At 67.5% G+C, this 26,163-nt stretch carries 30 protein-coding genes; 21 read left to right on the top strand and 9 right to left on the bottom strand.

What is annotated here, in order from left to right; all coding sequences use genetic code 11:
* Positions 1-28: 28 nt before the first annotated feature.
* From ABD104_RS19380 to hslU, 6 genes are all read left to right on the top strand, one after another.
* Positions 29-1,159 (top strand): CobW family GTP-binding protein, encoded by a 1,131-nt coding sequence (locus ABD104_RS19380; RefSeq protein WP_279815800.1) that lies wholly within the window; start codon positions 29-31, stop codon positions 1,157-1,159.
* Between the two features lie 230 nt (positions 1,160-1,389).
* Positions 1,390-1,815 (top strand): RNA polymerase-binding protein DksA, encoded by a 426-nt coding sequence (gene dksA / locus ABD104_RS19375; RefSeq protein WP_370282629.1) that lies wholly within the window; start codon positions 1,390-1,392, stop codon positions 1,813-1,815.
* Between the two features lie 104 nt (positions 1,816-1,919).
* The gene (locus ABD104_RS19370; protein WP_087838667.1) at positions 1,920-2,150 is read left to right on the top strand and encodes a hypothetical protein; all 231 of its coding nucleotides are present in this window, start codon (positions 1,920-1,922) and stop codon (positions 2,148-2,150) included.
* A 3-nt stretch (positions 2,151-2,153) separates the two neighbouring features.
* Complete coding sequence (locus ABD104_RS19365; protein WP_087838666.1) at positions 2,154-2,534, top strand: type II toxin-antitoxin system death-on-curing family toxin; 381 nt, start codon at positions 2,154-2,156, stop codon at positions 2,532-2,534.
* Positions 2,535-2,654: 120 nt separating this feature from the next.
* On the top strand, positions 2,655-3,191 hold the full coding sequence (gene hslV, locus ABD104_RS19360; RefSeq protein ID WP_087782942.1) for an ATP-dependent protease subunit HslV: 537 nt from the start codon (positions 2,655-2,657) through the stop codon (positions 3,189-3,191).
* 5 nt (positions 3,192-3,196) lie between these two features.
* Positions 3,197-4,513 (top strand): ATP-dependent protease ATPase subunit HslU, encoded by a 1,317-nt coding sequence (gene hslU, locus ABD104_RS19355; RefSeq protein ID WP_087838752.1) that lies wholly within the window; start codon positions 3,197-3,199, stop codon positions 4,511-4,513.
* A 3-nt stretch (positions 4,514-4,516) separates the two neighbouring features.
* Here the strand turns inward: hslU and ABD104_RS19350 are convergent, their stop codons facing one another.
* Both ABD104_RS19350 and cueR read right to left on the bottom strand, forming a co-directional pair.
* Positions 4,517-4,810: a copper-binding protein gene (locus ABD104_RS19350; protein ID WP_087838665.1), complete on the bottom strand. Its 294-nt coding sequence runs from the start codon at positions 4,808-4,810 to the stop codon at positions 4,517-4,519.
* 98 nt (positions 4,811-4,908) lie between these two features.
* On the bottom strand, positions 4,909-5,340 hold the full coding sequence (cueR, locus tag ABD104_RS19345) for a Cu(I)-responsive transcriptional regulator (RefSeq protein WP_087838751.1): 432 nt from the start codon (positions 5,338-5,340) through the stop codon (positions 4,909-4,911).
* A gap of 416 nt (positions 5,341-5,756) precedes the next feature.
* Between cueR and argB the strand changes: the two genes are divergently transcribed.
* The 3 genes from argB (at position 5,757) to slmA (ending at position 8,206) form a co-directional block, all read left to right on the top strand.
* Positions 5,757-6,686 (top strand): acetylglutamate kinase, encoded by a 930-nt coding sequence (argB, locus tag ABD104_RS19340; RefSeq protein ID WP_087838664.1) that lies wholly within the window; start codon positions 5,757-5,759, stop codon positions 6,684-6,686.
* A gap of 149 nt (positions 6,687-6,835) precedes the next feature.
* Entirely contained in the window at positions 6,836-7,558 is a 723-nt protein-coding gene (locus ABD104_RS19335; protein ID WP_254914585.1) for a pyrimidine 5'-nucleotidase, read from the top strand.
* Between the two features lie 69 nt (positions 7,559-7,627).
* Entirely contained in the window at positions 7,628-8,206 is a 579-nt protein-coding gene (gene slmA, locus ABD104_RS19330; protein WP_343928038.1) for a nucleoid occlusion factor SlmA, read from the top strand.
* A gap of 21 nt (positions 8,207-8,227) precedes the next feature.
* On the opposite strand, the gene ABD104_RS19325 is transcribed toward slmA, so the two are convergent.
* From ABD104_RS19325 to gpmA, 5 genes are all read right to left on the bottom strand, one after another.
* A complete protein-coding gene (locus ABD104_RS19325) occupies positions 8,228-8,623 on the bottom strand; it encodes a VOC family protein (RefSeq protein ID WP_087838662.1) in 396 nt (131 codons plus the stop codon).
* A 31-nt stretch (positions 8,624-8,654) separates the two neighbouring features.
* Positions 8,655-9,425 (bottom strand): HesA/MoeB/ThiF family protein, encoded by a 771-nt coding sequence (locus tag ABD104_RS19320; protein WP_087838661.1) that lies wholly within the window; start codon positions 9,423-9,425, stop codon positions 8,655-8,657.
* Positions 9,422-10,936: a S41 family peptidase gene (locus ABD104_RS19315; RefSeq protein WP_132979583.1), complete on the bottom strand. Its 1,515-nt coding sequence runs from the start codon at positions 10,934-10,936 to the stop codon at positions 9,422-9,424. Before ABD104_RS19315 ends, ABD104_RS19320 begins: the two co-directional genes overlap by 4 nt.
* 132 nt (positions 10,937-11,068) lie before the next feature.
* The gene (locus ABD104_RS19310; RefSeq protein ID WP_087838659.1) at positions 11,069-12,427 is read right to left on the bottom strand and encodes a murein hydrolase activator EnvC family protein; all 1,359 of its coding nucleotides are present in this window, start codon (positions 12,425-12,427) and stop codon (positions 11,069-11,071) included.
* On the bottom strand, positions 12,424-13,176 hold the full coding sequence (gpmA, locus tag ABD104_RS19305) for a 2,3-diphosphoglycerate-dependent phosphoglycerate mutase (RefSeq protein WP_132979584.1): 753 nt from the start codon (positions 13,174-13,176) through the stop codon (positions 12,424-12,426). The genes ABD104_RS19310 and gpmA overlap by 4 nt, the downstream gene beginning before the upstream one ends.
* Before the next feature lie 351 nt (positions 13,177-13,527).
* Here gpmA and ABD104_RS19300 point away from each other — a divergent pair, with 351 nt between their 5' ends.
* From ABD104_RS19300 to ABD104_RS19275, 6 genes are all read left to right on the top strand, one after another.
* On the top strand, positions 13,528-13,875 hold the full coding sequence (locus tag ABD104_RS19300) for a rhodanese-like domain-containing protein (RefSeq protein WP_132979664.1): 348 nt from the start codon (positions 13,528-13,530) through the stop codon (positions 13,873-13,875).
* A gap of 4 nt (positions 13,876-13,879) precedes the next feature.
* On the top strand, positions 13,880-14,155 hold the full coding sequence (gene grxC / locus ABD104_RS19295) for a glutaredoxin 3 (RefSeq protein WP_087838657.1): 276 nt from the start codon (positions 13,880-13,882) through the stop codon (positions 14,153-14,155).
* 116 nt (positions 14,156-14,271) lie between these two features.
* The gene (gene secB, locus ABD104_RS19290) at positions 14,272-14,778 is read left to right on the top strand and encodes a protein-export chaperone SecB (RefSeq protein ID WP_087838656.1); all 507 of its coding nucleotides are present in this window, start codon (positions 14,272-14,274) and stop codon (positions 14,776-14,778) included.
* 14 nt (positions 14,779-14,792) lie between these two features.
* Positions 14,793-15,950 carry an NAD(P)H-dependent glycerol-3-phosphate dehydrogenase gene (locus ABD104_RS19285; RefSeq protein WP_343928037.1) on the top strand — a complete coding sequence of 386 codons (1,158 nt, stop codon included), beginning with the start codon at positions 14,793-14,795 and terminating at the stop codon, positions 15,948-15,950.
* 11 nt (positions 15,951-15,961) lie between these two features.
* Positions 15,962-16,546, top strand: a complete 585-nt coding sequence (locus ABD104_RS19280) for an LOG family protein (protein WP_132979586.1) — start codon at positions 15,962-15,964, stop codon at positions 16,544-16,546.
* Positions 16,547-16,590: 44 nt separating this feature from the next.
* Positions 16,591-17,592, top strand: a complete 1,002-nt coding sequence (locus ABD104_RS19275; protein WP_087838653.1) for a Bug family tripartite tricarboxylate transporter substrate binding protein — start codon at positions 16,591-16,593, stop codon at positions 17,590-17,592.
* Between the two features lie 234 nt (positions 17,593-17,826).
* Here the strand turns inward: ABD104_RS19275 and ABD104_RS19270 are convergent, their stop codons facing one another.
* The gene (locus ABD104_RS19270) at positions 17,827-18,603 is read right to left on the bottom strand and encodes a DUF899 domain-containing protein (RefSeq protein ID WP_087838652.1); all 777 of its coding nucleotides are present in this window, start codon (positions 18,601-18,603) and stop codon (positions 17,827-17,829) included.
* 120 nt (positions 18,604-18,723) lie between these two features.
* On the opposite strand from ABD104_RS19270, the gene ABD104_RS19265 reads away from it, so the two are divergent.
* Both ABD104_RS19265 and ABD104_RS19260 read left to right on the top strand, forming a co-directional pair.
* The gene (locus ABD104_RS19265) at positions 18,724-19,944 is read left to right on the top strand and encodes a helix-turn-helix domain-containing protein (RefSeq protein WP_087838651.1); all 1,221 of its coding nucleotides are present in this window, start codon (positions 18,724-18,726) and stop codon (positions 19,942-19,944) included.
* Positions 19,945-19,994: 50 nt separating this feature from the next.
* Positions 19,995-20,633, top strand: a complete 639-nt coding sequence (locus tag ABD104_RS19260; protein ID WP_279815822.1) for a Vgb family protein — start codon at positions 19,995-19,997, stop codon at positions 20,631-20,633.
* 39 nt (positions 20,634-20,672) lie between these two features.
* Here the strand turns inward: ABD104_RS19260 and ABD104_RS19255 are convergent, their stop codons facing one another.
* The gene (locus ABD104_RS19255; RefSeq protein ID WP_087838650.1) at positions 20,673-21,389 is read right to left on the bottom strand and encodes a FadR/GntR family transcriptional regulator; all 717 of its coding nucleotides are present in this window, start codon (positions 21,387-21,389) and stop codon (positions 20,673-20,675) included.
* Between the two features lie 260 nt (positions 21,390-21,649).
* Here ABD104_RS19255 and ABD104_RS19250 point away from each other — a divergent pair, with 260 nt between their 5' ends.
* Genes ABD104_RS19250 through ABD104_RS19235 form a run of 4 tightly spaced genes read left to right on the top strand, consistent with a single transcriptional unit; the run spans position 21,650 to position 26,131 of the window.
* A complete protein-coding gene (locus ABD104_RS19250; RefSeq protein ID WP_087838649.1) occupies positions 21,650-22,636 on the top strand; it encodes a Bug family tripartite tricarboxylate transporter substrate binding protein in 987 nt (328 codons plus the stop codon).
* Positions 22,633-23,613, top strand: a complete 981-nt coding sequence (locus ABD104_RS19245) for an ornithine cyclodeaminase family protein (protein ID WP_087838648.1) — start codon at positions 22,633-22,635, stop codon at positions 23,611-23,613. Before ABD104_RS19250 ends, ABD104_RS19245 begins: the two co-directional genes overlap by 4 nt.
* A 24-nt stretch (positions 23,614-23,637) precedes the next feature.
* On the top strand, positions 23,638-24,666 hold the full coding sequence (locus tag ABD104_RS19240) for a dihydrodipicolinate synthase family protein (protein ID WP_087838647.1): 1,029 nt from the start codon (positions 23,638-23,640) through the stop codon (positions 24,664-24,666).
* A gap of 19 nt (positions 24,667-24,685) precedes the next feature.
* Positions 24,686-26,131, top strand: a complete 1,446-nt coding sequence (locus tag ABD104_RS19235) for an NAD-dependent succinate-semialdehyde dehydrogenase (RefSeq protein WP_087838646.1) — start codon at positions 24,686-24,688, stop codon at positions 26,129-26,131.
* The last annotated feature ends 32 nt before the right edge of the window (positions 26,132-26,163 follow it).

Raw genomic sequence — 26,163 nt, 5'->3', positions numbered from 1 at the left:
CCGGACGCATGTGCAAGGAGCTGTATAGATGAAGGCTGCGGACAAAACACCGAAGCAGATTCCGGTAACTGTCCTGACGGGGTTCCTGGGCGCGGGCAAGACGACGCTGCTCAACCGGATTTTGAACGAGCATCATGGCCGCCGGATCGCCGTGATCGAGAACGAGTTCGGGCCGGAAGGCGTGGACAACGATCTCCTGATCCAGGACCGCGACGAACAGATCATCGAGATGAACAACGGCTGCGTGTGCTGCACGGTGCGCGGCGATCTGGTGCGCATCCTGATCGACCTCAAGGACAAGCGGCGCGCGGGCGCGCTGGACTTCGAGCGGGTCATCATCGAGACCACCGGCATGGCCAACCCCGGCCCGGTGTGCCAGACCTTCTTCATGGAAGACGAGGTGGCCAGCTACTTCAGGCTGGATGCCGTCATCACCGTGGTGGACGCCAAGCACGGCATGCAGACGCTGGACGAGCAGCCCGAGGCGCTCAACCAGGTTGGGTTCGCCGACCGCCTGCTGGTTTCCAAGGTGGACCTGGTCGAGGACGCCGACTACCAGGCCCTGCGTTCGCGCCTGGTCCACATCAACCCGCGCGCCACGATCACGCCGGTCAATTTCGGCGAAGTCGACCTGAAGGAAATCCTGGACATCAATGGCTTCAACCTGAACGCCATCCTGGACATCGATCCGGAGTTCCTGGCCGACGAGCATCCCGATGCCGCGACGCACGACCACGATCATGACCATGGACACGACCACGATCATGGCCACGGCCACGAGCACGGCGAGCACTGCGCGGTAGACGGCTGCGACGATCCCAGCCACCATCATGCGCACGGCCATCACCACCACCATCACGACGACGCCATCGGCGCCTTCGTCTTCAAGTCGGACAAGCCGTTCGATCCCATGCGCCTGGAGGAATTCCTGGGAGGCGTGGTGCAGGTGTACGGAACCGATTTATTGAGGTACAAGGGTATTCTGTACATGAGTGGCGTGAACCGCCGGATGCTGTTCCAGGGCGTGCACATGCTGATGGGCGCCGATGCCGGCCGGGCCTGGGCGCCGGGCGAGAAGCGCGGCAGCAAGCTGGTCTTCATTGGTCGCAACCTGCCTCGCGACGTCTTCATGCACGGCCTGGAGCAATGCCTAGTGTAGGTCGCCCCCCTACGCGCTGACGCGCGCCCCCAGGGGGCGGCGCTGGCGGACCGGCGGAGCCGGATCCGCGGCGCCCATGGTGGGATACCCGGCTCGCCGGGAGCGATTGGAATATGCGGTGCTGTGTGGGAATTGGAAAGCCTTATTGATTCGCGCGGAGCATTTTCATGGCAACGAAAGCGTCGAGCAAAACCTTAAAAGTCACTCAGGAGGACGCGTTGGAAAACGTGATGACCAAGCCGGCCGAGGCCGTGCTCTCTGAAAAAGAGTTGTTGGCCATGCCCGAGGCCGACTATATGAACGAAGCGCAGCTTGCCTTTTTCAAGAGCCGGCTCCAGGAAATCGAGCGCGAACTGCTGCAGAACGCCGGTGAAACCACCGAGCACCTGCGCGAGACGCCTTTCGTGCCGGATCCGGCCGATCGCGCCACGATCGAGGAAGAGCATGCGCTGGAACTGCGCACGCGCGACCGCGAGCGCAAGCTGCTGAAGAAGGTCCAGCAGGCGCTGGGCCGCATCGAGTCGGGCGAGTACGGCTGGTGCGAGGAAACCGGCGAGCCCATCGGCGTCGCCCGGTTGCTGGCGCGGCCCACGGCCACGCTGTCGCTGGAGGCGCAGCAACGCCGCGAATTGCGGCAGAAGCTGTACGGCGACTGACGCGATCGTCCGCGCGATCCGTATGAACGGCGCCTCTGGCGCCGTTTTTTTCGCGAAAACTTGCTTTATCATGAAGTATCAAGATGAATCATGATGGAACGGCCATGACCACAACCGTTCGGGAGAAATTCTCCTCTCAAGCCGCCCCTGAAGTGCTCGCCGCCTTGCGCCAGATCGCGGAAACCCAGGGACGCCAATTCCAGGCAGTGCTGGATGACGCATTGCGCGATTACATCGACAGGCAGCAAAAAGAACGTCCCCGCCGCCACGTCATGGCTGCGTTCGCGTCGAGTGTGGACGAATTCGACAGTCTGTATCGCGAACTGGCCAAGTAGACCGTGTCGCACGATTATCTGACCGTGGCGGACGTGCTGGGCATGCATGCGCTATTGATGCAGCGCTACGGTGGCGCGCCGGGCGTACGTGATCCGGGTGCAATCGAAGCGGCACTGTTTCGGCCGCAAACCGGCTATTACGAGGATATCGTGGCCGAAGCCGCGGCCCTGATGGAAAGCATGGCGATCAATCATCCGTTCGTGGACAGCAACAAGCGCATCGCTTTCGCCGCGGCCGACGTGTTCCTGCGCATCAATGGCTGGCGCCTGCAACGGCGACCGGCGCGTATCCACAAGGAGACGATGCAGATGTTCGAGGCAGGAACGTTCGATATTGCCCATCTCGATCCGTGGCTGCGCGGGTTTGCGGTTTCCGGGGAATAAGGCTCAGGGCGGGAGACCCACCTCTTGAATCGGGCCCCGTCGCCCCCACTATCCAGAAGTCGTTTTCGCTCGCCGGCCCGGCGCGCCAGCGCGGGGCCTCGGGCCCATCAGGAAGAGCAAATGGAACAATTCCACGGCACGACCATCATCAGCGTGCGCCGCGGCAACCGCGTTGCCCTGGGCGGCGACGGGCAGGTCACCCTGGGAAACATCGTCATGAAGGGCAGCGCCCGCAAGGTGCGGCGCCTGTACAAGGATTCGGTGCTGGCGGGTTTCGCCGGCGCCACGGCCGACGCCTTCACGCTGATCGAGCGTTTCGAAGGCAAGCTGGAAAAACACCAGGGCCACCTGCTGCGCGCGGCGGTAGACCTGACGCGTGACTGGCGCACCGACCGCGTGCTGCGCCGGCTCGAAGCCATGCTGATCGTGGCCGACCGGGAATCGACGCTGGTGCTGACCGGCAACGGCGACGTGCTGGAGCCCGAGCACGGCCTGGCGGCCATCGGTTCGGGCGGCGCCTATGCACAATCGGCCGGCCTGGCACTGCTGCAGAATACCGACATGGCACCCGAGGACATCGTCAGGAAGTCGCTGGCGATCGCGGGCGATCTTTGCATTTACACCAACCAGCATCACACCGTCGAGGTACTGGAATGAACATGATGACCCCCGGTGAGATCGTCTCCGAACTGGATAAATACATCGTCGGCCAGGACCGCGCCAAGCGTTCCGTGGCCATTGCGCTGCGCAACCGCTGGCGTCGCCAGCAGGTGGCCGAGCCGCTGCGCCACGAGATCCATCCCAAGAACATCCTGATGATAGGCCCGACGGGCGTGGGCAAGACCGAGATCGCCCGCCGCCTGGCCAAGCTGGCCGATGCGCCCTTCGTGAAGGTCGAGGCCACCAAGTTCACCGAGGTGGGCTACGTGGGCCGCGACGTCGACACCATCATCCGCGACCTGGCCGAGGTGGCCGTCAAGCAGGTGCGCGAAGCGGAAATGCGCCGCGTGCGCACGCAGGCAGAGGACGCCGCCGAAGACCGCATCCTGGACGTGCTGGTGCCACCCGCGCGCGACGCGATGGGCAACCCGCAGCGCGACGACAATGCCGCGCGCCAGACCTTCCGCAAGCGTCTGCGCGAAGGCCAGCTCGACGACAAGGAGATCGAGATCGAAGTGGCCCAGCCGGTGCCGCAGATGGAGATCATGTCGCCGCCGGGCATGGAGGAAATGACCGAGCAGATCCGCGGCATGTTCGCCGGCCTGGCCCAGGGCAAGAAGAAGGCGCGCAAGCTGCGCATCAAGGAAGCCTTCAAGCTGCTGGTGGACGAGGAGGCCGGCCGCCGCGTGAACGAGGAAGAGCTGCGCACCAAGGCGTTGGCCAGCGTGGAACAGAACGGCATCGTGTTCCTGGACGAGGTCGACAAGATCGCCACCCGCCAGGAGACCAGCGGGTCGGACGTCTCGCGCCAGGGCGTGCAGCGCGACCTGCTGCCGCTGGTCGAGGGTACGACCGTCAACACCAAGTACGGCATGGTCCGCACGGACCACATCCTGTTCATTGCGTCGGGAGCCTTCCACCTGTCGCGGCCGTCCGACCTGATCCCCGAGCTGCAGGGGCGCTTCCCGATCCGGGTCGAGCTCGATTCGCTGTCGGCCAAGGATTTCGTGCGCATCCTGTCCGAGACCGATGCGTCGCTGGTCAAGCAGTACACCGCGCTGCTCGAAACCGAGGGCGTCAGGCTGGAATTCACCGACGATGGCATCGAACGCCTGGCCGAACTGGCCTTCGCGGTGAACGAGAAGACCGAGAACATCGGCGCGCGCCGGCTGTACACGGTGATGGAAAAACTGCTGGAGGAACTGTCGTTCGACGCGACCCGCAAGAGCGGGGAAGTGGTGCGCATCGATACCGACTACGTCAACCGGCAGCTGGAAGAAGCCGCGGCGCACCAGGACCTGGCGCGCTACGTGCTGTAAGCCTTATTTCGGCTGGATGGCCGTGATCGTGTATTGGCCGTTGATTTTTTCGGCGGCGAACCGCACGTTGTCGCCGGCCTTGATCTGGCTCAGCATCGAGGGGTCGGCCACCTTGAAGACCAGCGTCATGGCCGGCAACTGAAGGTTGGAGATCGGGCCGTGCTTGAGGGTGACCTTGCCGTTCGCCGCGTCGATGCGGCGCACCTCGCCTTCGGCATTGAGCGCCTGCGCAAGCGCGGCGCCCGCGGTCAGCGCGAGCGCGGCGACCGTGGCGATCAGGGCGAGTAGACGTTTCACTGCATTCTCCTTCTTGCGATAGACGCGGCGGGCAAGCCGCCGATACCCGAAATGCTAACAGGGTCGACCGGCGGGCTACCCGGGCATGGGGATTGGTTTCATCCGTTGCAGGTATGCTCGGCCAGGCCGCGCGTGCCCATGCCCGGGGTCGCCAGCCCGCTCAGGATGGGGCAGTCCGGACGGTGGTCCCCATGGCAGTGGGAAGCAAGCTGCTCCAGCGTGGCCTTCATGGCCTGTAGACCCCGGATCTTCTCGTCCAGTTCATCGATGTGGGCGCAGGCCAGGCGCTTGACCTCGGCGCTGGGTCGGCCGCGGTCATTCCAGAGTTCCAGCAGCGTTCCGATCTGCGGGATCGAAAAGCCCAGGTCGCGCGCATTGCGAATGAACTGCAGCGTATGGACATCGCTTTCGCCGTAGAGCCGGTAGCCGGATTCGGTGCGGTGGGCGGGCGGTATCAATCCTATGGATTCGTAATGCCGGATCATCTTGGCCGAGACGCCCGATGCCTCCGAAGCCTGTCCGATGTTCAACGCCTGCATGGTGATCTCCTGACCTGGAATGGGACGATTCTAGACCTTCCCATCATGTCAAGGTAAATACGGCCAATCCGCGGTATTTCAAGCTTCGCGCCTTTTGTGGACAACCCTGGGGGCAAGGCTGTGGAAGACCGTTGGAAACCTATGTGGACAACATGTGGGCAACCTTGTGGAAAGGCTGTGGGCAAGCTGTGGGTTTCCTGGGGAAATGCAGTGGAAAACCGGGGGCGTTCATGTGGAGAAGCTGTGTGGAACCCTGTGGGGAAGCCGTGGACAGCCCTGCGGACAAGCCTGGGGAAAAGGCCGGGACAAGCGGGGGATAACGGCGGGATATCCTGTGGACGGAATCCGGCTGGCGCAGTGGCTACAATTGAGCCTGTTTGTCCATTCCTTCCCTCAGGCGCGCCGCCATGACCGACACCCATCAAGCAGATTCCTCGTCTCCCGAACACGGACCGCTGGCTACGCTCACGCCCCGGATCAAGGCCGGCGTGCTGGCCGAAGCCCTGCCGTACATCCGCCGTTTCCACGGCAAGACCATCGTGGTCAAGTACGGCGGCAACGCCATGACGGAAGAACGCCTGCAACGCAGCTTCGCGCATGACGTGGTGCTGCTCAAGCTGGTGGGCCTGAACCCCATCGTCGTGCATGGCGGGGGCCCGCAGATCGACGACGCGCTCAAGCGCGTCGGCAAGCAGGGCAGCTTCGTGCAAGGCATGCGCGTGACCGACGCCGAGACCATGGAAGTGGTGGAGTGGGTGCTGGGCGGCCAGGTCCAGCAGGACATCGTGATGATGATCAACGAGTTCGGCGGCAAGGCCGTGGGCCTGACCGGCAAGGACGGCGGCCTGATCCGCGCCCGCAAGATGCTGATGCCGGACAAGAACAACCCCGGCGCGCAACTGGACCTGGGCTTCGTGGGCGAGATCGCGTCCGTCGACCCGTCGGTGGTGAAGGCGCTGCAGGACGACCAGTTCATCCCTGTCATCTCGCCCATCGGCTTCGGCGAGGACGGCATGGCCTACAACATCAACGCCGACCTGGTGGCGGGCAAGATCGCCGAGGTGCTGCACGCCGAGAAGCTGATCATGATGACCAACACTCCGGGCGTGCTGGACAAGAACGGCAACCTCTTGACCGGCCTGACCGCCAGCAAGATAGACGAGCTGTTCGCCGACGGCACCATCTCGGGCGGCATGCTGCCCAAGATCTCGTCGGCCCTGGAAGCCGCCAAGAGCGGCGTGAATTCCGTGCACATCGTCGACGGCCGCGTCGAACACTGTCTGCTGCTGGAAATCCTGACCGCGCAAGGCGTGGGAACCATGATCAAAAGCCACTGATGGGGGCCATGTTCGCCGGTCCGCCCGCATCGCCCCCTGGGGGGCGCGCGCAGCGCGTAGGGGGGGACCTCTACGTAAGTGAAGTTGCCGCGGCGGTTACTGGGGTACCTTCGGTGGCGTCGGCGCCGCGGCGGCAGGTGCGGCGGCCGTTGAGCCGCGTGCGGGTGACGCGGCGGCCGGCGGGCGCGGGGAAGGGGGAGCCGGTCTGGTTCTTCGACCTGGACAACACGCTGCACGATGCCTCGCACGCCATCTTCTCGCACATCGACCTGTCCATGACCCAGGCGGTCATGGAGACACTGAACGTGTCCGAGGAAGAGGCCCACGTGCTGCGCAAGCGCTACTGGCAGCGCTACGGCGCGACGCTGATCGGCATGGTCCGGCACCACGGCGTGTCGCCGGCGGAGTTCCTGCACCGCAGCCACAGCTTCGACATCCGCCCGCTGGTGCGCGCGGACAAGGATTTGCGTAACCGGTTGTCACGGCTGCCCGGACGCAAGATCCTGTTGACGAACGCGCCACACAATTACGCCCGCACCATCCTGCGCCATCTCGGCATCCTGCACTGCTTCGACAGCCTGTGGGCGGTCGAGGACATGCGCTTCCATGGTGAATTCCGGGTCAAGCCTTCGCCGGCTTTGATGCGCCACGTCATGGCCATGGAGGGAGTAAGCGCTAACAATTCAGTGCTGGTCGAAGACACGTCCGCCAACCTGCGCGGCGCTCGCAAGGCCGGCATGCGCACCGTCTACGTCCGCCATCCGGGCACGCCGTTCGCCAAGACGCATCGAGGACGCCCGCTTTTCATCGACCTTCAAGTAAACTCCGTCAGTCACTTGTTGTTACAGCGTCGCGCCCTGCGCCGTAGTTAGCCGTTTCCGTCTGGGGCGGCCCTGCGAAGCGGGCGATTTTTCCTCCTTTGCACGGAAACCCACCGCGACATGGCCTCTAGCAAGACGAGCGAGCGCAAGACCCAGATCCTCCAGATGCTGGCCGAAATGCTCGAGCATCCCAAGGGCGAACGCATCACCACCGCGGCGCTGGCCGCGCGTCTCCAGGTTTCCGAAGCCGCGCTGTACCGGCATTTCGCCAGCAAGGCGCAGATGTTCGAGGGCTTGATCGAGTTCATCGAAAGCTCGGTGTTCGGCCTGTTCAACGTGATTTCCGAATCCGAGACCAGCGGCCTCGCGCAGGCGCGCAAGGCCATCGTGATGCTGCTGACCTTCGCCGAGCGCAACAAGGGCATGACGCGGGTGCTGATCGGCGATGCGCTGGTGTCCGAGGACGAACGCCTGCAGGAACGCATGAACCAGTTCCTGGACCGCATCGAGGCCTCGCTGCGGCAGCGCCTGCGCAACGCGCTGGCCTTGAACGAGCTGCCTCCCACCGACGACATCCATGCCCGCGCCAGCCTGATCCTGCATTTCATCCTGGGACGCTGGCAGCGCTACGCCAAGAGCGGCTGGAAGAAGTCGCCGTCGGAATTCCTGGACGTGCAGATCCAGATCATGCTGGCCTGACCGCCGCCGTCCGGTGGCCAGTCAGTCGCGGCCGGTGCCTTCCCAGCCGCTTTTCGAGATGTCGAACACCACGCCGAAGGGGTCCTTGAACTTCTTCTCGAAGTTCTTCTTTTCCGGATCGTTGCCCAGCGAGAAGAAGAACTTGCCGCCGGCCGCCTCGATCCGGCGCTCGGCCTCGGCCAGGTCGTCGACCTGGAAGCCGAAGTGGTGCACGCCCGCAAAACCGCTGGACGGCGCCAGCGGATGGCCTTCTTTGTACTGCAGCAGGGCCAGGTTGGTGCTGCCGTCCGACAGGTAGATGCCCGAGCCCATTTCCAGGTCGTCGCGCCCGACGCGCTTCATGTCGAACGCGGTTTCGTAGAAGGTGGCGGCTGCCTCGAGATCGGGGACGACCAGCGCGATGTGCTTGATCTTCATGGGGACCTCCCAGGGCGGGCGCCGATACCGTTCAGGAGGCGGGTGGATGCGCGGGACGCCCGCCGCACACCGGGCAGCCCGCGTCCCGGCCCACCCGCACTTCGTGCCATTTCATCGCCAGCGCGTCCAGCATCAGCAGGCGCCCCGACAGGCTGGTGCCGATGCCCGCCAGCAGCTTGATCGCCTCGGCCGCCTCGGTCGAACCGACGATGCCCACCAGCGGCGCGAATACGCCCATGGTGGCGCAATTGACTTCGTCGACGTCCTCGCCGTCGGGGAACAGGCAGTGATAGCACGGCGCATCGCCGCGCCGCAGGTCGAACACGCCGACCTGGCCGTCGAACCGGATGGCCGCGCCCGAGACCAGCGGCTTGCGGTGCCGGACACAGGCGCGGTTGATGGCGTGGCGGGTGGCGAAGTTGTCGGTGCAGTCCAGCACGATGTCGGCGGCGGCCACCTGGGCGTCCAGCGCCTCGTCCATCAGCCGCTGGGTCAGGGCCTGGACGGCGACCTCGGGGTTGATAGCGGCCAGGGTCTGCTTGCCGGATTCGGCCTTGTAGCGGCCCACGCGGTCGGTGGTGTGCAGGATCTGGCGTTGCAGGTTGGTCAGGTCGACGGTGTCGTCGTCGGCCAGTACCAGGTTGCCCACGCCTGCCGAAGCCAGGTAGAAGGCGGCGGGCGAGCCGAGTCCCCCCGCCCCGACGATCAGGGCACGCGCCTCCAGGAGGCGCTGCTGCCCTTCGATGCCGATTTCGTCCAGCAGCACATGCCGCGAATAGCGCAGTAGCTGCTCGTCGTTCACTTGGCCGGCGCGGGAACGGGTTGCTCGGGCGGCGCGGGGACGGGCGCGGCGGGCTTCTCGTCCTTCGTGGCGTCCTTGGCCTTTTCGGCGGGAGTCTTGTTCCGCTCGGCCAGTTCGGCGGCGGCCTTGGCCACGTCTTCGGCCTTGGCCAGCTGCACCGGCTTGCCGGCCAGCAGGTTCAGCGCCTGCGCGAGCTGGAAGTCGTCGGCGCTGCCGAACTCGATCGGCTTGATGGTCTTGCGCTCGGCGGCCTTGGCCGGATCCTGGGCGGCCGACTTGATCTCGCCGTTTGGATCCTTGTCGTTCAGCAGGTGCTTGGCCAGGTCGGCTTCGCGCGGCCGCTCGTACAGGTCGCCCTCGGGCGTGTCGGTGACCGGGTAGTCGGGCACGATGCCCTTGGCCTGGATGGACCGTCCGTTGGGCGTGTAGTAGCGCGAGGTGGTCAGCTTGATGGCCGAGTCGCGCGAGATCGGCAGGATGACCTGTACCGAGCCCTTACCGAAGGTCTGGGCACCCAGCACCCGGGCGCGCTTCTGGTCCTGCAGCGCGCCGGCCACGATTTCCGAGGCCGAGGCCGAGCCGGCGTTCACCAGCACCACCATGGGCACGGTCTTGGTCCAGGCCGGCAGGCGCTTGATGTAGTCGTCGCTGCTGCGCAGGTAGTCGGCCGGATTGGTCTGGTACTTGCGCTTGGCGTCGGCGGTGCGGCCGTCGGTGGAGACCACCAGCGTGTTCTGCGGCAGGAAGGCGGCCGAGACCGCGATCGCGCTGTGCAGCAGGCCGCCCGGGTCGTTGCGCAGGTCCAGCACCAGCGCCTTGGGCGCGCCGCTCCTGCCCAGGCGTTCGAGGTGCGTGGCCAGGTCGGCGCCGGTCTGCTCCTGGAACTGGGCGATCCGCACGTAGGCGGTATTGCCGTCCAGCATCTTGCTGCGCACGCTCTGGACCTTGATGATGTCGCGTTCGATCTTGACGACGATGGGCTGGACCTCGTTCTTGCGCACCAGCGTCAGCGTGATCGAGGTCTTGGGCTTGCCGCGCATCAGCTTGACCGCATCGTTCAGCAGCAGCCCCTTGGTGGACTTGTCGTCGATCTTGACGATGAGGTCGCCGGCCTTGACGCCCGCGCGCGCGGCGGGGGTGTCCTCGATGGGGGAGATGACCTTGACGAAGCCGTCCTCGGTGCCGACCTCGATGCCCAGGCCGCCGAATTCGCCTTGCGTGGCGGTCTGCATTTCGCGGTAGGCGTCGGCGTCCAGGTAGGCCGAATGCGGGTCGAGATCGGACAGCATGCCGGCGATGGCGCCGTCGATCAGCTTCTTGTCTTCGACCGGCTCGACGTAGTTGTTCTTGATGGTGGCGAAGACATTCGAGAACTGCCGGAGTTCTTCCAGCGGCAAGGGGCCACGGGTTTCCCGCTGCGCCACGGCGGTGATGCCCAGGCTGACCAGGACACCGGCGACCACGCCCAGGCTGACCAGGCCGATACTGCGAACTTTACTCTTGCTGCCCATGTATTCCTCCGGGCCCCGGTTCGGGACGTCAAGCTTTGACATCCCAGGGCCTCGCGGGTTCTCGTCGATAGGTTGAATGTGCTGGGGAAGGCGCGCAAGCGCGCGTGCGATCAGGATATCCGGGTAGGGGGGTCAGCGCAACGAGGCCCACCGCAGCGGGTCGAACGGCGCGCCTTGATGCCGCAGTTCAAAGTATAGGCCCGATTCCGCCTGCCCTCCGGTGGCGCCCACGCTGGCCACGACGTCGCCGCCCTTGACGTCGTCGCCGACGTGGCGAAGCACCGACTGGTTGTTGCCGTAAATCGACAGGTACTGGCTGCCGTGGTCGATGATCAGGAGATTGCCGAAGCCTCGCAGCCAGTCCGCGAAGACCACCTTGCCGGCGGCGACCGCCCGTACCTCGGTGCCTTCGCTGGCGCGGATGAAGACGCCCTTCCAGGTGCCGCCTTCGCCGCGGGCGGCGCCGAAGCGGCCCACGATGTCGCCCCGCACGGGCAGGCGCAGGCGGCCGCGCAGCTTCTCGAACTGGCCCGCCAGCGAGGCGTCGGGCAGGGTGTCGTTGCGCGCCACCGCGCGCTCGGGCGGGGGCTCGGGGGGCGGTGGCGGGGGAGGCTTGCCGGCCTCGCGCGCGGCCTGTTCGGCGGCGCGCTGCGCGGCGGCCCGCCTGGCCGCTTCCTCCGCCCGGCGGGCGAGTTCCGCCTTGCGCGCCTGCTCGGCCTTGCGGCGGGCTTCCTCGGCGCGCCTGGCCAGCATGCGGGTCAGGTCCTCGATCACGCGCGACAGGCGCTGCTCGTCGCGCGCCAGGCTGGCGGCCTGGCGGCGCTGGCTGTTCAGCTTGGACGAGATGTCGGCCAGGACCTTGCGGCGCTGCTCGGACTGCTTGAGCAGTTCCTGGCGCTGGTTGTTCTCCTCGGACGCCAGTTGTTCCAGCTCGCTGCGCTTGGTGTCGGCCTGGGCCCGCAACTGCGCCAGTTCCTCCAGCTCGCCCTGCAGCTCGGTCACGGTGTTGGCGCGGGCCTGGGCGATGTAGCCCAGGTAGGCGAGATTGCGGTTCAGCCGCTGCGGGTCGTCGCCCGACAGCAACGCGCCCCAGGGCGTGAGGCCACCCACCGCGTACTGGCGGCGCAGCAGGTCGGCCAGGTGGGCCTGGCGCTGGGCCAGGTTCTTTTCCTTTTCGGCAATGGCCTGCTTCTGGCGCTCCAGCTCGGCATTGGCCCGGCGCTGGGCGTTGCCCAGCTCGACCAGCCGGCGGTTGACCTTGGAGATGGTCTGCTCCGACTCCTTCAGGGCGTCGGCCGCGTCGGCGTGTTCTTCCTCGCCCTCGGCGATGTCCTTCTTGAGCGCTTCCAGTCGCTTGCGCAGGGCTTCGCGCTCGCGCGCCACGGCCGCCGGGTCGGAGGGCGCCTTGCCCGCGTCGGCGGCGGCCGCGGCAAGCGGCCAGCCCGCCGCCGCGGGCAAGGCGATCAGAAGTATCGCCGCGAGCCGCTTCACTTGGCCTTGGCCTTTCCTTGCGCAGCCACGGCGGCCATGGCGGCGGCGATTTCGTCCGCGTTGCCCAGGTAGTAGTGGCGGATCGGCTTGAGGTCCTCGTCCAGCTCGTACACCAGCGGCTGGGCCGTGGGGATGTTCAGGCCGACGATGTCGTCGTCCGAGATGCCGTCCAGGTGCTTGATGAGCGCGCGCAGGCTGTTGCCGTGGGCGGCGATCAGCACCCGCTTGCCGGCCTTCAGCGACGGGGCGATGGTCTCGTTCCAGTAGGGAACGACCCGGGCCACGGTGTCCTTCAGGCACTCGGTGGCGGGCAGTTCGTCGGCCGGCAGGCCGGCGTAGCGCGGATCGAAGCGCGGGTGGCGCTTGTCGTCCGCGGCCAGGGGGTTCGGGGCGATGGCGTAGGCGCGGCGCCAGACCAGCACCTGTTCCTCGCCGTACTGGGCGGCGGTCTCCGCCTTGTTCAGGCCTTGCAGGGCGCCGTAGTGGCGCTCGTTCAGGCGCCAGCTGTGCTCGATCGGCAGGTACATGTGGTCCATGGCGTCCAGGGCGATCCACAGGGTGCGGATCGCGCGGCGCAGGACCGAGGTGTAGGCGAGGTCGAAGTCGTACCCTTCCTGCTTGAGCAGTTCGCCCGCCTTGCGGGCTTCTTCGCGGCCCTTGTCCGTCAGGTCGACGTCGGTCCAGCCGGTGAAGCGGTTTTCAAGGTTCCATTGGCTTTCGCCATGACGCATCAGTACGAGTTTGACCATGTCCCGGGAGCGCAGGGGCGCTGCGCGTAAAGGTTGAATACAATTCGGCTGCCCGCCCGAAAACGGCGGGGACTGACGGCAGCAGCCCGTTGAAAAAGCGGCTGCCTATCCCGACATTTTATAATCCTGCGGCATTGTCTTTGCCGCGGGGCCGGAATCGGGCCGCCGCAACGGCAAAAATCCGGCGGATCTTGTGGTTTTCCCGCCGTTTTGCGAATTCGTAAGCGCGCGTAACGCCAGGCTGTCCGGCCGGCGGGGCGTGTGTTCCTCCCACCAGGTTTCCAGGGTCCGCTCGTGAAATTCATCCTCGACAACATTCTCCTGATCGCATTGGCCCTCGTGTCGGGCGGCATGCTGCTGTGGCAATCGCTGCGGGGCGGCCAGGCCGGGGGAGCCATGAGCGCGGCCGAAGCCACGGCCGCGGTCAACCAGCGCCAGGCGGTGTTCGTCGACGTGCGCCCGGCGGCCGATTTCGCGGCCGGGCACATCGCCCAGTCGCGCAGCGTGCCGCTGGCCGACCTGGCACAGAAGGCGGCCGGCCTGCCCAAGAACAAGCCGCTCATCCTGGTGGGCAGCAACGGCCGCGACGCGGCCAAGGCGGTGGCCCAGTTCAAGGCCCAGGGTTTTGCCGAGGTCAGCAGCCTGTCGGGAGGACTGTCCGGCTGGGTGCAGGCGGGCATGCCCATTGCGAAGGGATAGCGCCATGCAGAAAGTCCTGATGTATTCGACGGGGTATTGCCCCTTTTGCATGCGCGCCGAGATGCTGCTCAAGCAGCGCGGCGTGCAGGAGATCGAGAAGGTGCGCATCGATGCCGAGCCCGAGCGCCGGGCCGAGATGATCGAGCGCACCGGCCGGCGCACCGTGCCGCAGATCTACATCGGCGATACGCACGTGGGCGGTTTCGACGAACTCGCCGCGCTCGACCGCGCGGGCGGGCTGCAACCCCTGCTTGCCGGCCAGGCGACGCAGGACCAGTGATTTCGTTGTAGCCGGGGCGCGTCCCCGGCGTGTTCTTTTGGTGCATACGTTTCGGCTCCGCGCGTACCGGGGGCCGGGTTCAGCCAGCAGGCTTTCCGTTTCCAGACTTTCTCCCCATGTCCGACAATCAAGAGCAGCAAGCCCCCGTGTTCAACATCCAGCGCGTCTACCTGAAAGACCTGTCGCTGGAGTTGCCCAACGCGCCCCAGATCTTCCTGGAAACCGAGCAGCCCGGAGTCGAGGTCGCCATCGACGTCGGCGCCCAGGCGCTGGCCGAGACCGTCTTCGAAGTGACCGTGACCGCCACCGTGACCACCAAGGTCGGCGACAAGGTCCTGTACCTGGTCGAAGGCAAGCAGGCCGGCATCTTCGAACTGGCCAACATTCCGCTGGAGCAGCTCGACCCCATCCTGGGCATCGCCTGCCCCGGCATCATCTACCCCTACCTGCGCAGCAACATCGCCGACGCCATCACCCGCGCGTCGATGGCGCCGCTGCATCTGGCCGAGGTGAACTTCCAGGCCATCTACGAGCAGCGCGTGGCCCAGGCCGCCGCCGAGCAGCAAGTCGCCCAGGCCGGCAACGATGCCGGCCTGATCCTGCCGCCGGGCACCAAGCACTGAGCGGCCGCGGCATCATGGCGGACATGGCGCCGGGCCTGCGCGTCGCCGTCCTGGGGGCGGGCAGTTGGGGCACGGCGCTTGCCGCCGCCTGCGCCCGCGGCCATGCCACCATGCTGTGGGCGCGCCGTCCCGAACTGGCGCGCCGCATCGCCGATACCCACGAGAACGCCGATTACCTGCCCGGGGTCGCGCTGCCGCCGGATCTGCGCTGCACGAGCGAACTGGACGACCTGTTCGGCCACCTGCGCGGTGCCCCGCGCCCGCTGCTGATCCTGGGCGTGCCGGTCGCCGGCATGGAGCAGGCCTGCCGCGACGTGGCGGCAGGCGTGGCCCGCCACGGCATCAGCGACCTCGCCGTGGCCTGGACCTGCAAGGGCCTGGACGCGGGCACCGGCCGGCTGCCGCACGCCATCGCGGAGGCGGCGTTCGCCGGCGCGGCCGGTATTTCCACCGGCGTGCTGTCCGGCCCGTCCTTCGCCCGCGAGGTGGCCCGCGGGCTGCCGGTGGCGCTGACCATCGCCAGCGCCAGCGCGGAACTGCGCGACCGCGTGACCGATGCGCTGCACGGCGGCGCGATCCGCGTCTACGGCAGCGAGGACATCGTCGGCGTCGAGGTCGGGGGCGCCGTCAAGAACATCATGGCCATCGCCTGCGGCATCGGCGACGGCCTGGGCATGGGCGCCAACGCCCGTGCCGCCCTCATCACCCGAGGCCTGGCCGAGATGACGCGCCTGGGCGTGGCCCTGGGCGCGCAGGCCGACACCTTCTCCGGCCTGACCGGACTGGGCGACCTGATCCTGACCGCCACCGGGGACCTGTCCCGCAACCGCCACGTTGGCCTGGAAATCGGCCGCGGCCGGTCGCTGGACGAGATCCTGGGCGACATGACCCAGGTGGCCGAGGGCGTGCGCTGCGCGCCGGCCGTGCGCGACCTGGCTCGCCGCTGCGGGATCGAGATGCCGATTACCGAGGCCGTCTGCTCGGTGCTGTTCGACCGCGTGCCGCCGGCGCAGGCGGTGTCTCGCCTGCTGGCTCGTGATCCGAAGGTGGAAGCCCCCCCTACGCGCTTGCGCGCGCCCCCCCAGGGGGGCGATGCTGGCGGACCGGCGGAGCCGGATCCGCGGCATCCTGGGGCGGAGGTGCCTGGGGCCGGGGGCGGTAGGGGTTCTTAAGGGAATTTCAGATGGATGCGGTTTGTGTGTATTGCGGCGCCAGTGCCGGGAACGATCCTTTCTTCGCCGAGGTGGCGCGCGACTTCGGGCGCGCGGTGGCGGGGCGGGGAATGCGGCTGGTGTACGGCGGCGGCAGTGTCGGGTTGATGGGGCACGTGGCCAATGCCGCGCTCGAGGCGGGCGGGCAGGTGACCGGGGTCATCCCCGAGCGGCTGTGGGAAAAGGAAGTCGGGCACAAGGGCCTGACCGACATGTACGTCGTGCCCACCATGCACGCCCGCAAGGCCCGCATGGTCGAGCTCTCGGATGCCTTCGTCGCGCTGCCCGGCGGTTTTGGCACGCTGGACGAACTTTTCGAGGTGCTGACCTGGCAACAGATCGGCTACCACTCCAAGCCGGTGGGGTTGCTCAACGCCAACGGCTATTACGATGCCTTGCTTGCCTTCGCGCGCCATGCCCATGAACAGGGGTTCGTGCGCGCCGTGCATCTCGAGGCGCTGATCGTCGACACCGATATCGACCGCCTGCTGGACCGCCTGGCCAGCGCGCAGCCGGTACATGTGGACCGATGGGTCAAGAACAGCGACGCGGTGTGAAGCAGTCCCGCCCGCCAGTCCAACATCCAATAACGGAGATATCCATGCATTCTTCCGCCTCCTCCGCGCCGGCCCTGCGCCGCCGCCTGCTCGGCGCGGCCGTGGCCGCCGGCCTCATGGCCGCCACCCCCGCCTTCGCCCAGCACGACTGGCCCAGCCGGCCCATCAAGCTGGTCGTGCCGTTCCCCGCCGGCTCGTCGCCCGACATCATCGCGCGCGTGATCTCGCAGCCGCTGGCCAAGCAGCTCGGGCAGGCGATCGTGATCGACAACAAGCCCGGCGCCGGCGGCAACATCGGTACCGGCACGGTGGCCCATGCCGCGCCGGACGGCTACACCATGCTGTTCACCATCAACGGACCGCTGGCCACCGCCCCCGCGCTCTACACCAAGCTCAACTACGACCCGCTGAAGGACCTCGCGCCCGTCACGCTGGTCGCCACCAGCCCCAACGTGCTGGTCGTGCCGCCCTCGCTGAACGTCGACTCGGTCGGCGCCTTTACCTCGCTGGTGAAGAAGGAGCCCGGCAAGCTTAACTACGGCACCGTCGGCGCGGGCAGCTCCGCCCACCTGGCGATGGAATTGCTCAAGGGCAAGGAAAACCTGGACATCCTGCACGTGCCGTACGCCGGCTTCCCGCAGGTCGTGACCGCCATGCTGGGTGGCCAGGTGCAGGCCGGCTTCATGGTGCCCGCCATCGCCATGCCGCAGGTGCGCGACGGCAAGCTCAAGGCCCTGGCCGTGACCAGCACCAAGCGCAGCCCGGCGCTGCCCGACCTGCCGACCATGGGGGAGCAGGGCGTGCCCGATTTCGAGGTCATCTCCTGGCAGGCCATCCTGATGCCCGCGGGTACGCCGCAGCCCATCATCGACCGGCTGAACAAGGAGCTGGTGCAGATCATCAAGAGCGAGGAAGTGCAGAAGCAGCTGACCGCCCAGTACTTCACCGCCGCGCCGTCCACCCCGGCCGAACTGACCGCGCTGATCAAGAAGGAACAGCAGACGCTGGGCGCGGTGATCAAGCGCTTGAACCTGACGCTCGATTGAACGGGGCCCGTCCTCTTCAAGCCAAGGCGCTCTCCGGAGCGCCTTTTTTCCAAGATGAGAACGTCCCCTGGGGGACAGCGCCGCCGCACAGCGGCAAGCGCGGGGGCTATTTTCCATCTGGCGCTTCAGGCCAGATGCACCGCTCGTGCCAGCATGAACGCGCCGGTCGCGGCCAGGACCAGCGCCGTGCCGCCCACGAAGCGCCTGCCGGCATGCCGCCACGCCGCCCGCATCTCAGCGCCTGCCGTATTCATCGCGCCGGCGCCACCAGACTCCCTGCTCGTTGCGCCCCAGCGGCGCGCGGTCCAGCCACTGGTACATGCCCCAGAGTCCGTCCAGCCCGCGCGCGTAGGTGGAATAGGTGTGGTAGACGGTGCCGTCCTGGATCGCGAAGGCGCTCATGCCTGGGCGTTCGCGCAGGTAGGTGTTCGTGTCGGTGCCGCACATCGCGGCCAGGCGGCCATCGACGCGCTGGCCGGTGTCAGCCGGGGCCGGGTGGCAGCCGCAGGCGGGTTCGCGCCGGTAGTTGTAGGCGATGCCTTGTTCGAACTGTTGGGCCTCGGTGTGCGAGACGCTGAAGTCGAAGTTGAAGTCGGCGTCCTGGGACGAGGCCCAGGGAAAGCGCCAGCCCATGCGCTGCCTGTACGCCAGCAGCCTGGCCAGCGGCGCGCGCGAGACCGCCATCAGCGTGACGTCGTGGTTGGCCAGGTGGACGGCGAAGCCGTCGAAGCTGTCGGCGATCGACGAGCAGGACGGGCATCCCGCCTGATAGTCGGGACCGAACATGAAGTGATAGACGAGCAGTTGCGATCGTCCCTGGAAGAGGTCGGCCAGCGATGCGCTGCCTTGCTCCGTGTCGAAGCGGTAGTTCTTGCCGATCGCCACCCAGGGCAGCGCCTGCCGCTGCCGGGCCAGTGCGTCCGATTGGCGCGTCAAGGCCTTCTCGGCCTCCAGCAGATCGAGCCGCGCGGCCAGCCATTCTTCCCGTGTGCCTGTCGTATGTCGCATCATCGTTTCTCCTTGGATTTCCCGCGGGTCGGACCCGATCGGCGCGATCGGCATGCGGGAGGCGTGTGCTAGATTAGGATCGGGCCGCCGGACGGCGGGAGTGACAAATGTGGCGGGATTCGGATGGATGCGCTGATAGCCGAGGCCGCCCGGGCGCTGGCCGCCGGTGATCCCTTCGGGGCCTTGAACCGCGTGGCGCTGCGCGACGATCCGCCGGCACTGGCGCTGCGCGGCATCGCGATGGCCCAGCTTGGCGAATTCGTCCGCGCCAGGATGCTGGTGCGGCGGGCGGCTGGCGCGTTCGGACCCGGGCAGGCCCTGGCCCGCGCGCGCTGCGTCGTGGCCGAGGCCGAGATCGCGCTTGCGTCGCGTGAGCTGGCCTGGCCGGACAAGGCGCTGGCGGCCGCGCGCGCCACGCTCGAGGCGCATGGCGATCTGACCAATGTCGCGCACGTGCGCCACCTGGAAATCCGGCGTTGCCTGTTGATCGGCCGCCTGGCGGAGGCTGAACGGCTGCTGGCCGGGGTCGATGCCGGTCCGCTGACGGTTGCCGCGGCGGCCATCCATGAACTGCTGGCGGCGGGGATTGCAATGCGGCGCCTGCGCACCGCCGACGCCCGGGCGGCGCTGGCACGGGCGGAACAGGCCGCGAACCGCGCCGGTATTCCCGCCCTGCAAGCCGAAGTCAGGCAGGCCGCCGCCGTCCTGGACATGCCCGCGGCCCGGCTGAGATGGCAAGGGCAGGAGCGCCTGGTCGCGCTGGCGGAGGTGGAAGCGATGTTGGCCTCGGATGCGCTCGTGGTCGATGCCTGCCGCCATGCGGTGCGCGAGGGGAGGCTGGTGGTGCCGCTGGCGCGGCGCCCGGTCTTGTTCACGCTCGCGCGCATGCTGGGCGACGCGTGGCCCGCCGACGTGGCCCGCGAGACGCTGATCGAGCGCGCCTTCCGCACGCGGCATCCCGACGAGACGCATCGTGCGCGACTGCGTGTGGAGATAGGCCGCCTGCGCAAGGCGCTGGCGGGACTGGCGGACGTCGGTGCGACGCGGCGCGGCTTCGCGCTGGCGCCACGCCGGGCGCGCGATGTCGCCGTGCTGGCCCGGCCCGTGGAGGGGCCCCACGCGGCGGTGCTGGCCCTGCTGGCGGACGGCGAATCGTGGTCGAGTTCGGCGCTGTCGCTGGCGCTGGGCGCCAGCCAGCGTACCGTGCAGCGGGCCCTGGACGAACTGGCCGGAGCGGGCAGGGTGCAGGCCACCGGCCGGGGGCGGGCTCGCCGCTGGCTGATGCCGCCGGTGCCCGGGTTCGCGACAACCTTGTTACTCCCGGCCGCGTTGCCGGAGGGCTAGGATGCCTCCATGGACATCCCGTTCCTTGACCCTACCAGCGAGCAAAAGCCATGAAGACATCGACAGCCCACATTCTCCGCGAGTACGGCCCTTTTCCCGGTGCCGAAGGCGTGCACGGCGTGACCTACGACGGCAAGAACGTCTGGTTCGCCACCGGCGACCGGCTCAGCGCCATGGACCCGGCCAGCGGCGAGGTCCAGCGCTCCATCGAGATCCCGGCGAATGCCGGCACCGCGTTCGACGGCCGGCACCTCTACCAGATCGCCGACGGCCACATCCGCAGGATCGACCCGGAAACGGGGCGGGTGCTGGCCACCATCCCGTCGCCGGCCGGCGGCGAGGACTCGGGGCTGGCATGGGCGGAAGGATCCTTGTGGGTGGGCCACTACCGCGCGCGCAAGATCCACCAGATCGATCCCGAGACCGGGAAGATCCTCCGCTCCATCACGTCCGAGCGCTTCGTCACCGGTGTGACCTGGGTCGACGGCGAGCTTTGGCACGGCACCTGGGAAGGCGACGCCAGCGACCTGAGGCGCATCGATGCGCGCAGCGGTGAAGTCCTGGCGAAGCTGGAGATGCCGCCGGGCACTGGCGTGTCGGGCCTGGAGTCCGATGGCGCCGACCGCTTCTTCTGCGGCGGCGGCACGAGCGGGACGCTCAGGTCGGTACGGCGCCCGGCGCGTGCCTGAACGCCCCCCGGTCCTGGCTTGCCGCCCGGGCCGGGGAAGTCAGATCCGGCCCAGCAGATTGGTCCGCGCGTGCACGATGTGTTCGAAGATTTCCCGCCGCGCGGTGTCCGCATCGCGATGCTTCAAGGCTTGCACGATGCGGCGGTGTTCCGCCTCGTATTCCCTGCGCCGTTCGGGCGTCACGATCTTCTTTTTCAGGAAGCCCCATTCCCCGCTGTTCCGCACCTCCGCCAGCAGCCTGAACATGCCGACGAACAGCGCGTTGTGGGTGGCCAGTGCCAGCTGCTCGTGCAGCGCGTTGTCCCAATGCTCGAACTCCTCCAGCGTGTCGGCGGCCTCGGACCGCGCGCAGCAGGACTCGAGCCGTTCGAAGTCGGCCAGGGTGGCGTTGCTGACGATGAGCTCGACGATCATGGGTTCCAGCAACAGCCGTGCTTCCATGATCTCGGCCGGGCTGGCCGACGGAATCGCCAGCAGCTTGCCCGCAGCCGCCACGATGCCCGGTGCGGCGCCGGACGGCGTGTCCGAGACATAGGTTCCGCTTCCCACCTTCTGCACGATCAGGCCCTGGTCCCGCAGCTCTTGCAGCACCCGGCGCAAGGCGGACCGGCTGACGCCGAAATCCGCGCACAGGCTGCGCTCGGTCGGCAGGCGGCTGCCGGGCGCCCATTTTCCCGTACGCAGGCCGTCTAGCAATTCCGCGCGCAGCGCCTGGACAGGATCGGCGCGGACCTGGAGGCTGGGAGACGGGAGCATGTCTGGTCCTATATTGGTTCAAATTGGTTTCATTGTAAGGCGCTGAACGGTATTGAATCTAGGTGAAAACACCGGGAATGTCGCGGGAAGAATGGCTTTATAGTTCGACAAATCAATACCATTGAAAACCAAATAAAACCAATTGGTCGGATGAAAGGCAGATCCGGCCATCCAGCCAGGATGGCGGGCCCGGCAGCCGGGCCGCCTGCAAGGCGCCGCCAGAGCGCCGCCAGACCACTTTCACATGGAGACAGACCATCATGAAAACCACGCTGTGGGCCGCGGCATTCGCCGCCCTGTCGCTGGTCGCCGCGCCCGGCGCGCGGGCGGAGTATCCCGACCGGCCGGTCAACCTGATCGTTCCCTTTCCCCCGGGCGGCACGGCGGACAACATGGCTCGCGCGCTGCAGCCCGCGCTTCAGCGCGCGCTCAAGCAGACCGTGGTGGTCGTCAATCGCCCGGGGGCGGGCGGCGCCATAGGCGTGAGCCAGGTCGCCAATGCGCCGGCCGACGGCTATACGATCCTGTGTTCGCTGCTGAGCGTGGCCAGCCTGCCCGAGCAGGCGGTGGTCAACAAGCAGAAGCCGCCGTTCACGCTGGAGCAGCTCACGCCCATCGCGATGCTGAGCGCCGAGCCGGTGGCCATGGTGGTGCCCGAGGCCAGCCCCTACAAGACCTTTCCTGACTTGATCGCGGCGGCCAAGGCCAGGCCCGACGCCCTGACCTACGGGTCGACCGGCTTCTTCGGCGAGGTGCACGTGCGCACCGCCGCATTCGCGGACACGGCGCACATCAAGGTCCGGCACATTCCCTACCAGGGGGGAGGCCCGCTGGTGACCGCGCTGGTGGCCGGCGAGGTCGATTTCGCGCTGCTGTCGCGCTCGCTGTCGCTGACCCAGGTCAAGGCCGGGCGGCTGAAGTACCTGGCCACCGCCGGCGACGAACCATGGACCGATCCGGCCGGCCTGCCCCGGATGAAGGATGGCGGCGTGGACTTCGACTCGGTCGCGGGCACGGCCATCTTCATTCCCTCCGGCACGCCGCAGACGGTGGAGCGCAGGATCCGGCAGGCGGTGGAGGCCGCGGCCGGCGATCCCGAGTTCAAGAAGATCGTGTCCAGCGCGGGCGGCGAGGTCAAGTATTCCGCCGGAACCCAGTTCGCGGCGTTCTGGGCCTCCTACGTGAAATCGATCGCGGCCATCACGCACCGCATCGCCGCGACCGAGACGCGGGAGGTGGCCAAATGAGCGGCACGGCGCCGGTCTTCATCGGCACCGACGCGGTCGAGCGGGTGCTGACCTGGGACGCGTTGGTGGCCGCGCTGCGCGAGGCCTATGCCCAGCGCCACGACGAGCACATCAGTCCGCCCCGCACCTTCGCCCGGGGCGACGGCGCGTCGCTGCGCGCCCTGGCCAGCGTGCCGCCCGGCAAGCGCTTCATGGGCGCCAAGGTGTTCGGCCGCGGCCGCAACCGCGGCATGAACTACCTGATTTCGCTGGCGGACCAGGACACGGGCGAGATCCGCGCGCTGCTCGACGCCAACAAAATCACCGCCTATCGCACCGCGGCCACCTCGGCGCTGGCGGTCGACTGCCTGGCGCCCCGGCGGCCGGTGCGGCTGGGCGTGCTGGGCAGCGGCGCCGAGGCGCGCGCCCACGTCCAGGCCATCGCCTCGCTGCGGCAGGTCGAGGGCTTGCGGATCTACAGTCCCACGCCGGCCAACCGCGAGCAGTTCGCGCGTGATTTCGAAGCGGCGCTGGGCGTGCCGTGCCGGCCGGCGGCTACCGCGGCGGCGGCAATGGAAGGCGCCGACATCGGCATCGCGGCCGCGCGGTCGCGCGACGAGACGCCCATCCTGCATGCCGACGCGCTGCGCGACGGCATGGTGCTGGTATCGGTCGGCTCCACGCTGCCGCAGCAGCGCGAGATCGACGCCTCGGTGGTCGAGCGCTGCGACCTCATCGTCTGCGACATGCCCGACGAGGTCAGTGCCGAGTCCGGGGACATGCTGGAGGCGCGGGCCCGCGGCATCGATTTCGCCCCCAGGCTGCGCTCGCTCAACCAGCTGGTGCGCGGCGAGATCGCGGCCGGCGCCCGGCTGCCGATGTTCAAGTCGGTGGGCTCGGCCTTGCAGGACATCGTCGCGGCCGAGCTCGTCTTCGACCTGGCCACCCGCGCGGGGCTGGCCGTCGAGCTGCCCATCGCCTTCACCTACAAACAATAGATTTCTTCGCACAGGAACTGGAACATGGCCTCCTACCAACGACACGAAGCCCGCGACTGGGCACACGAACACCTGCGCGGCGTCGCCAACGTCGTGATCCCTTCGTTCACCGCCGACCTCAAGGGCCTGAACGAGCAGGGCATCCGCCACGACATCCGCCATGAGATCGAGCTGGGCTTCTCCGGCACGCTGATGGTCTCGGAAGTGGCCATCACGCTGCCCGAGTACGAGCAGTTCTTCGCGTGGGCGAACGACGAATCGCGCGGCCGGCTCAAACTCATCCACCATGCCAGCTTCAACACGCTGGAAGAGAACATCGAGGCGGCGAAGATTGCCGAGCGCAACGGCGCCGAGCTGATCCTGCTGTCCTATCCGGCCAACTTCTACGCCCGCACCTCGCAGGACATCTACGACTACACCAAGGCCTTCTGCGACGCGACGGACCTGGGCGTGATGCTGTTCCAGGTGCCCCACTGGGGCTTCGAGCGCGTCCACCCGTCCGACCTCGAGGCGCCGCTGATCCGGCGCCTGCTGGACGACTGCCCGAACATCGCCGCGCTGAAGGCCGAGGGCGGCATGCCCAGCATCATGGGCTGGGTCGAGGCCTATCGCCTGTTCAGCAAGGACGTGGTCGTGACCATGCCGCTCGAACAGTACGCACTGGCGCTGGCCCAGCTCGTGCCCATCCAGTTCATCGGCACCAGCGACACCGAGTACTACGGCGGCATGATCCCGCGCATCTTCAACCTGATCCAGGAGAAGAAATACGACGAGGCCACGAAGCTCTACTGGCAGCTGACGCCGGCGCGCAAGGCGCGGGCCGCGGCCAATTCGTATTCCTCGCAGACCCAGTTCCTGAACCGCATGCTGTGGAAGTTCGAGGGTTGGCTCAATGGCTTCAACGGCGGCCCGGTGCGCCAGCCGACCATGCGCATCAACGAGAACACGATGAACAGCCTGCGGCAGGCGCTGGTCAAATCGGGCCTGACGCCCACCGACTCGCCCAACGGCGATTTCTTCGTCGGCCGTCATCCCATGGATACCGCCGCCTGACGCCATGCGCGAGATCCCTATGCTATCCATCGCCAATCTGCCCACCGGTCTCTACATAGACGGCAACTGGGCGCGGCCTTCCCAGCCACGTTCGTTCACGGTGTCGGACCCGGCCACGGGCGAGTCGGTCGCCCAGGTGGCCGACGCCGGCCTGGACGACGCGCGCGCGGCCGTCGACGCCGCCGCGGCGGCCTTGCCCGCGTGGCGCGACACACCGCCGCGCACCCGGGCCGAAGTGCTGCGCAAGGTCCACCTGCTGATGCTGGAACGGCTGGAGGAACTGGCGCGCATCATCACGCTGGAGAACGGCAAGCCGCTGGCCGACAGCCGGGCCGAGATCCGCTATGCCGCCGAGTTCTTCCGCTGGTATTCGGAAGAGGCCTGCCGCAACCTGGGATCGGTCAGCCAGGCGCCGGCCGGCGGTTACCGGATCCTGGTCCAGCATCAGCCCATAGGCGTCGTCGCGCTGGTCACGCCATGGAACTTTCCCTCGGCCATGGGGGCGCGCAAGATCGCTCCCGCGCTGGCGGCCGGCTGCACGGTGCTGGTCAAGCCGGCCTCGCTGACGCCGCTCAGCATGCTGGCGCTGGCCGGCATCCTGGCCGAGGCGGGCGTGCCGGACGGCGTGGTCAACATCGTGCCGACGTCGCGCTCGGGCCCGTTGGTGGACCTCTGGCTGCACGACCCGCGCGTGCGGCTGGTGTCCTTCACCGGTTCGACCGAGGTGGGACGCATCCTGCTGAAGGCAGCCGCCGACCAGGTCCTGAAGACGCCGATGGAACTGGGCGGCAACGCCCCTTTCCTGGTGCTGGACGACGCCGATGTGGAGGCCGCGGTCGACGGTGCGATGATCGCCAAGATGCGCAACATGGGCGAGGCCTGCACGGCGGCCAACCGCTTCTATGTCGGAGCGGGGGTCTACGACGCCTTCGTCCGGGCCTTCGCGCAGCGCATGCGCGAACAGAAGATCGGCCATGGCCTGGACGAGGCCAACCAGGTTGGCAGCCTGATCGACGCCGCGACCCGCGACAAGGTGGAGGAATTGGTCCAGGACGCCGTGTCGCGTGGAGCAAAAGTATTGTGCGGTGGGGAAAGGCTGCCCGGTCCGGGCTACTTCTATCCGCCCACCGTCCTGGGCGACGTTCCCGCCGACAGCCGCGTGCTGAGCGAGGAGATCTTCGGCCCCGTCGCGCCCATCGTGCGCGTGGCGTCCGAGGACGAGATGGTGGAACTGGCCAACGGCACGGAATACGGCCTGGCCGCGTACCTCTACACGCGCGACCTGGCCAAGGGCTTGAAGCTGGCGGAGCGGCTGGAGTTCGGCATGGTGGCGCTGAACCGGGGGCTGGTGTCGGATCCGGCGGCGCCGTTCGGCGGGGTCAAGCAGAGCGGGCTGGGCCGGGAGGGCAGCTGGGAGGGTATGCAGGAATACATGGAGACCAAGTACGTGTCGGTGCAGTGGTAGGCGGCCCGCCTGCCCGGGCCGCTCCTTCCGTG

It is taken from the genome of Pigmentiphaga daeguensis (genome assembly GCF_039523035.1).
GTDB classification, from domain to species: Bacteria; Pseudomonadota; Gammaproteobacteria; order Burkholderiales; family Burkholderiaceae_B; genus Pigmentiphaga; species Pigmentiphaga daeguensis.
Note: the sequence above shows the minus strand (reverse complement) of the source record. Positions and strands in the feature narration are given on the sequence as shown.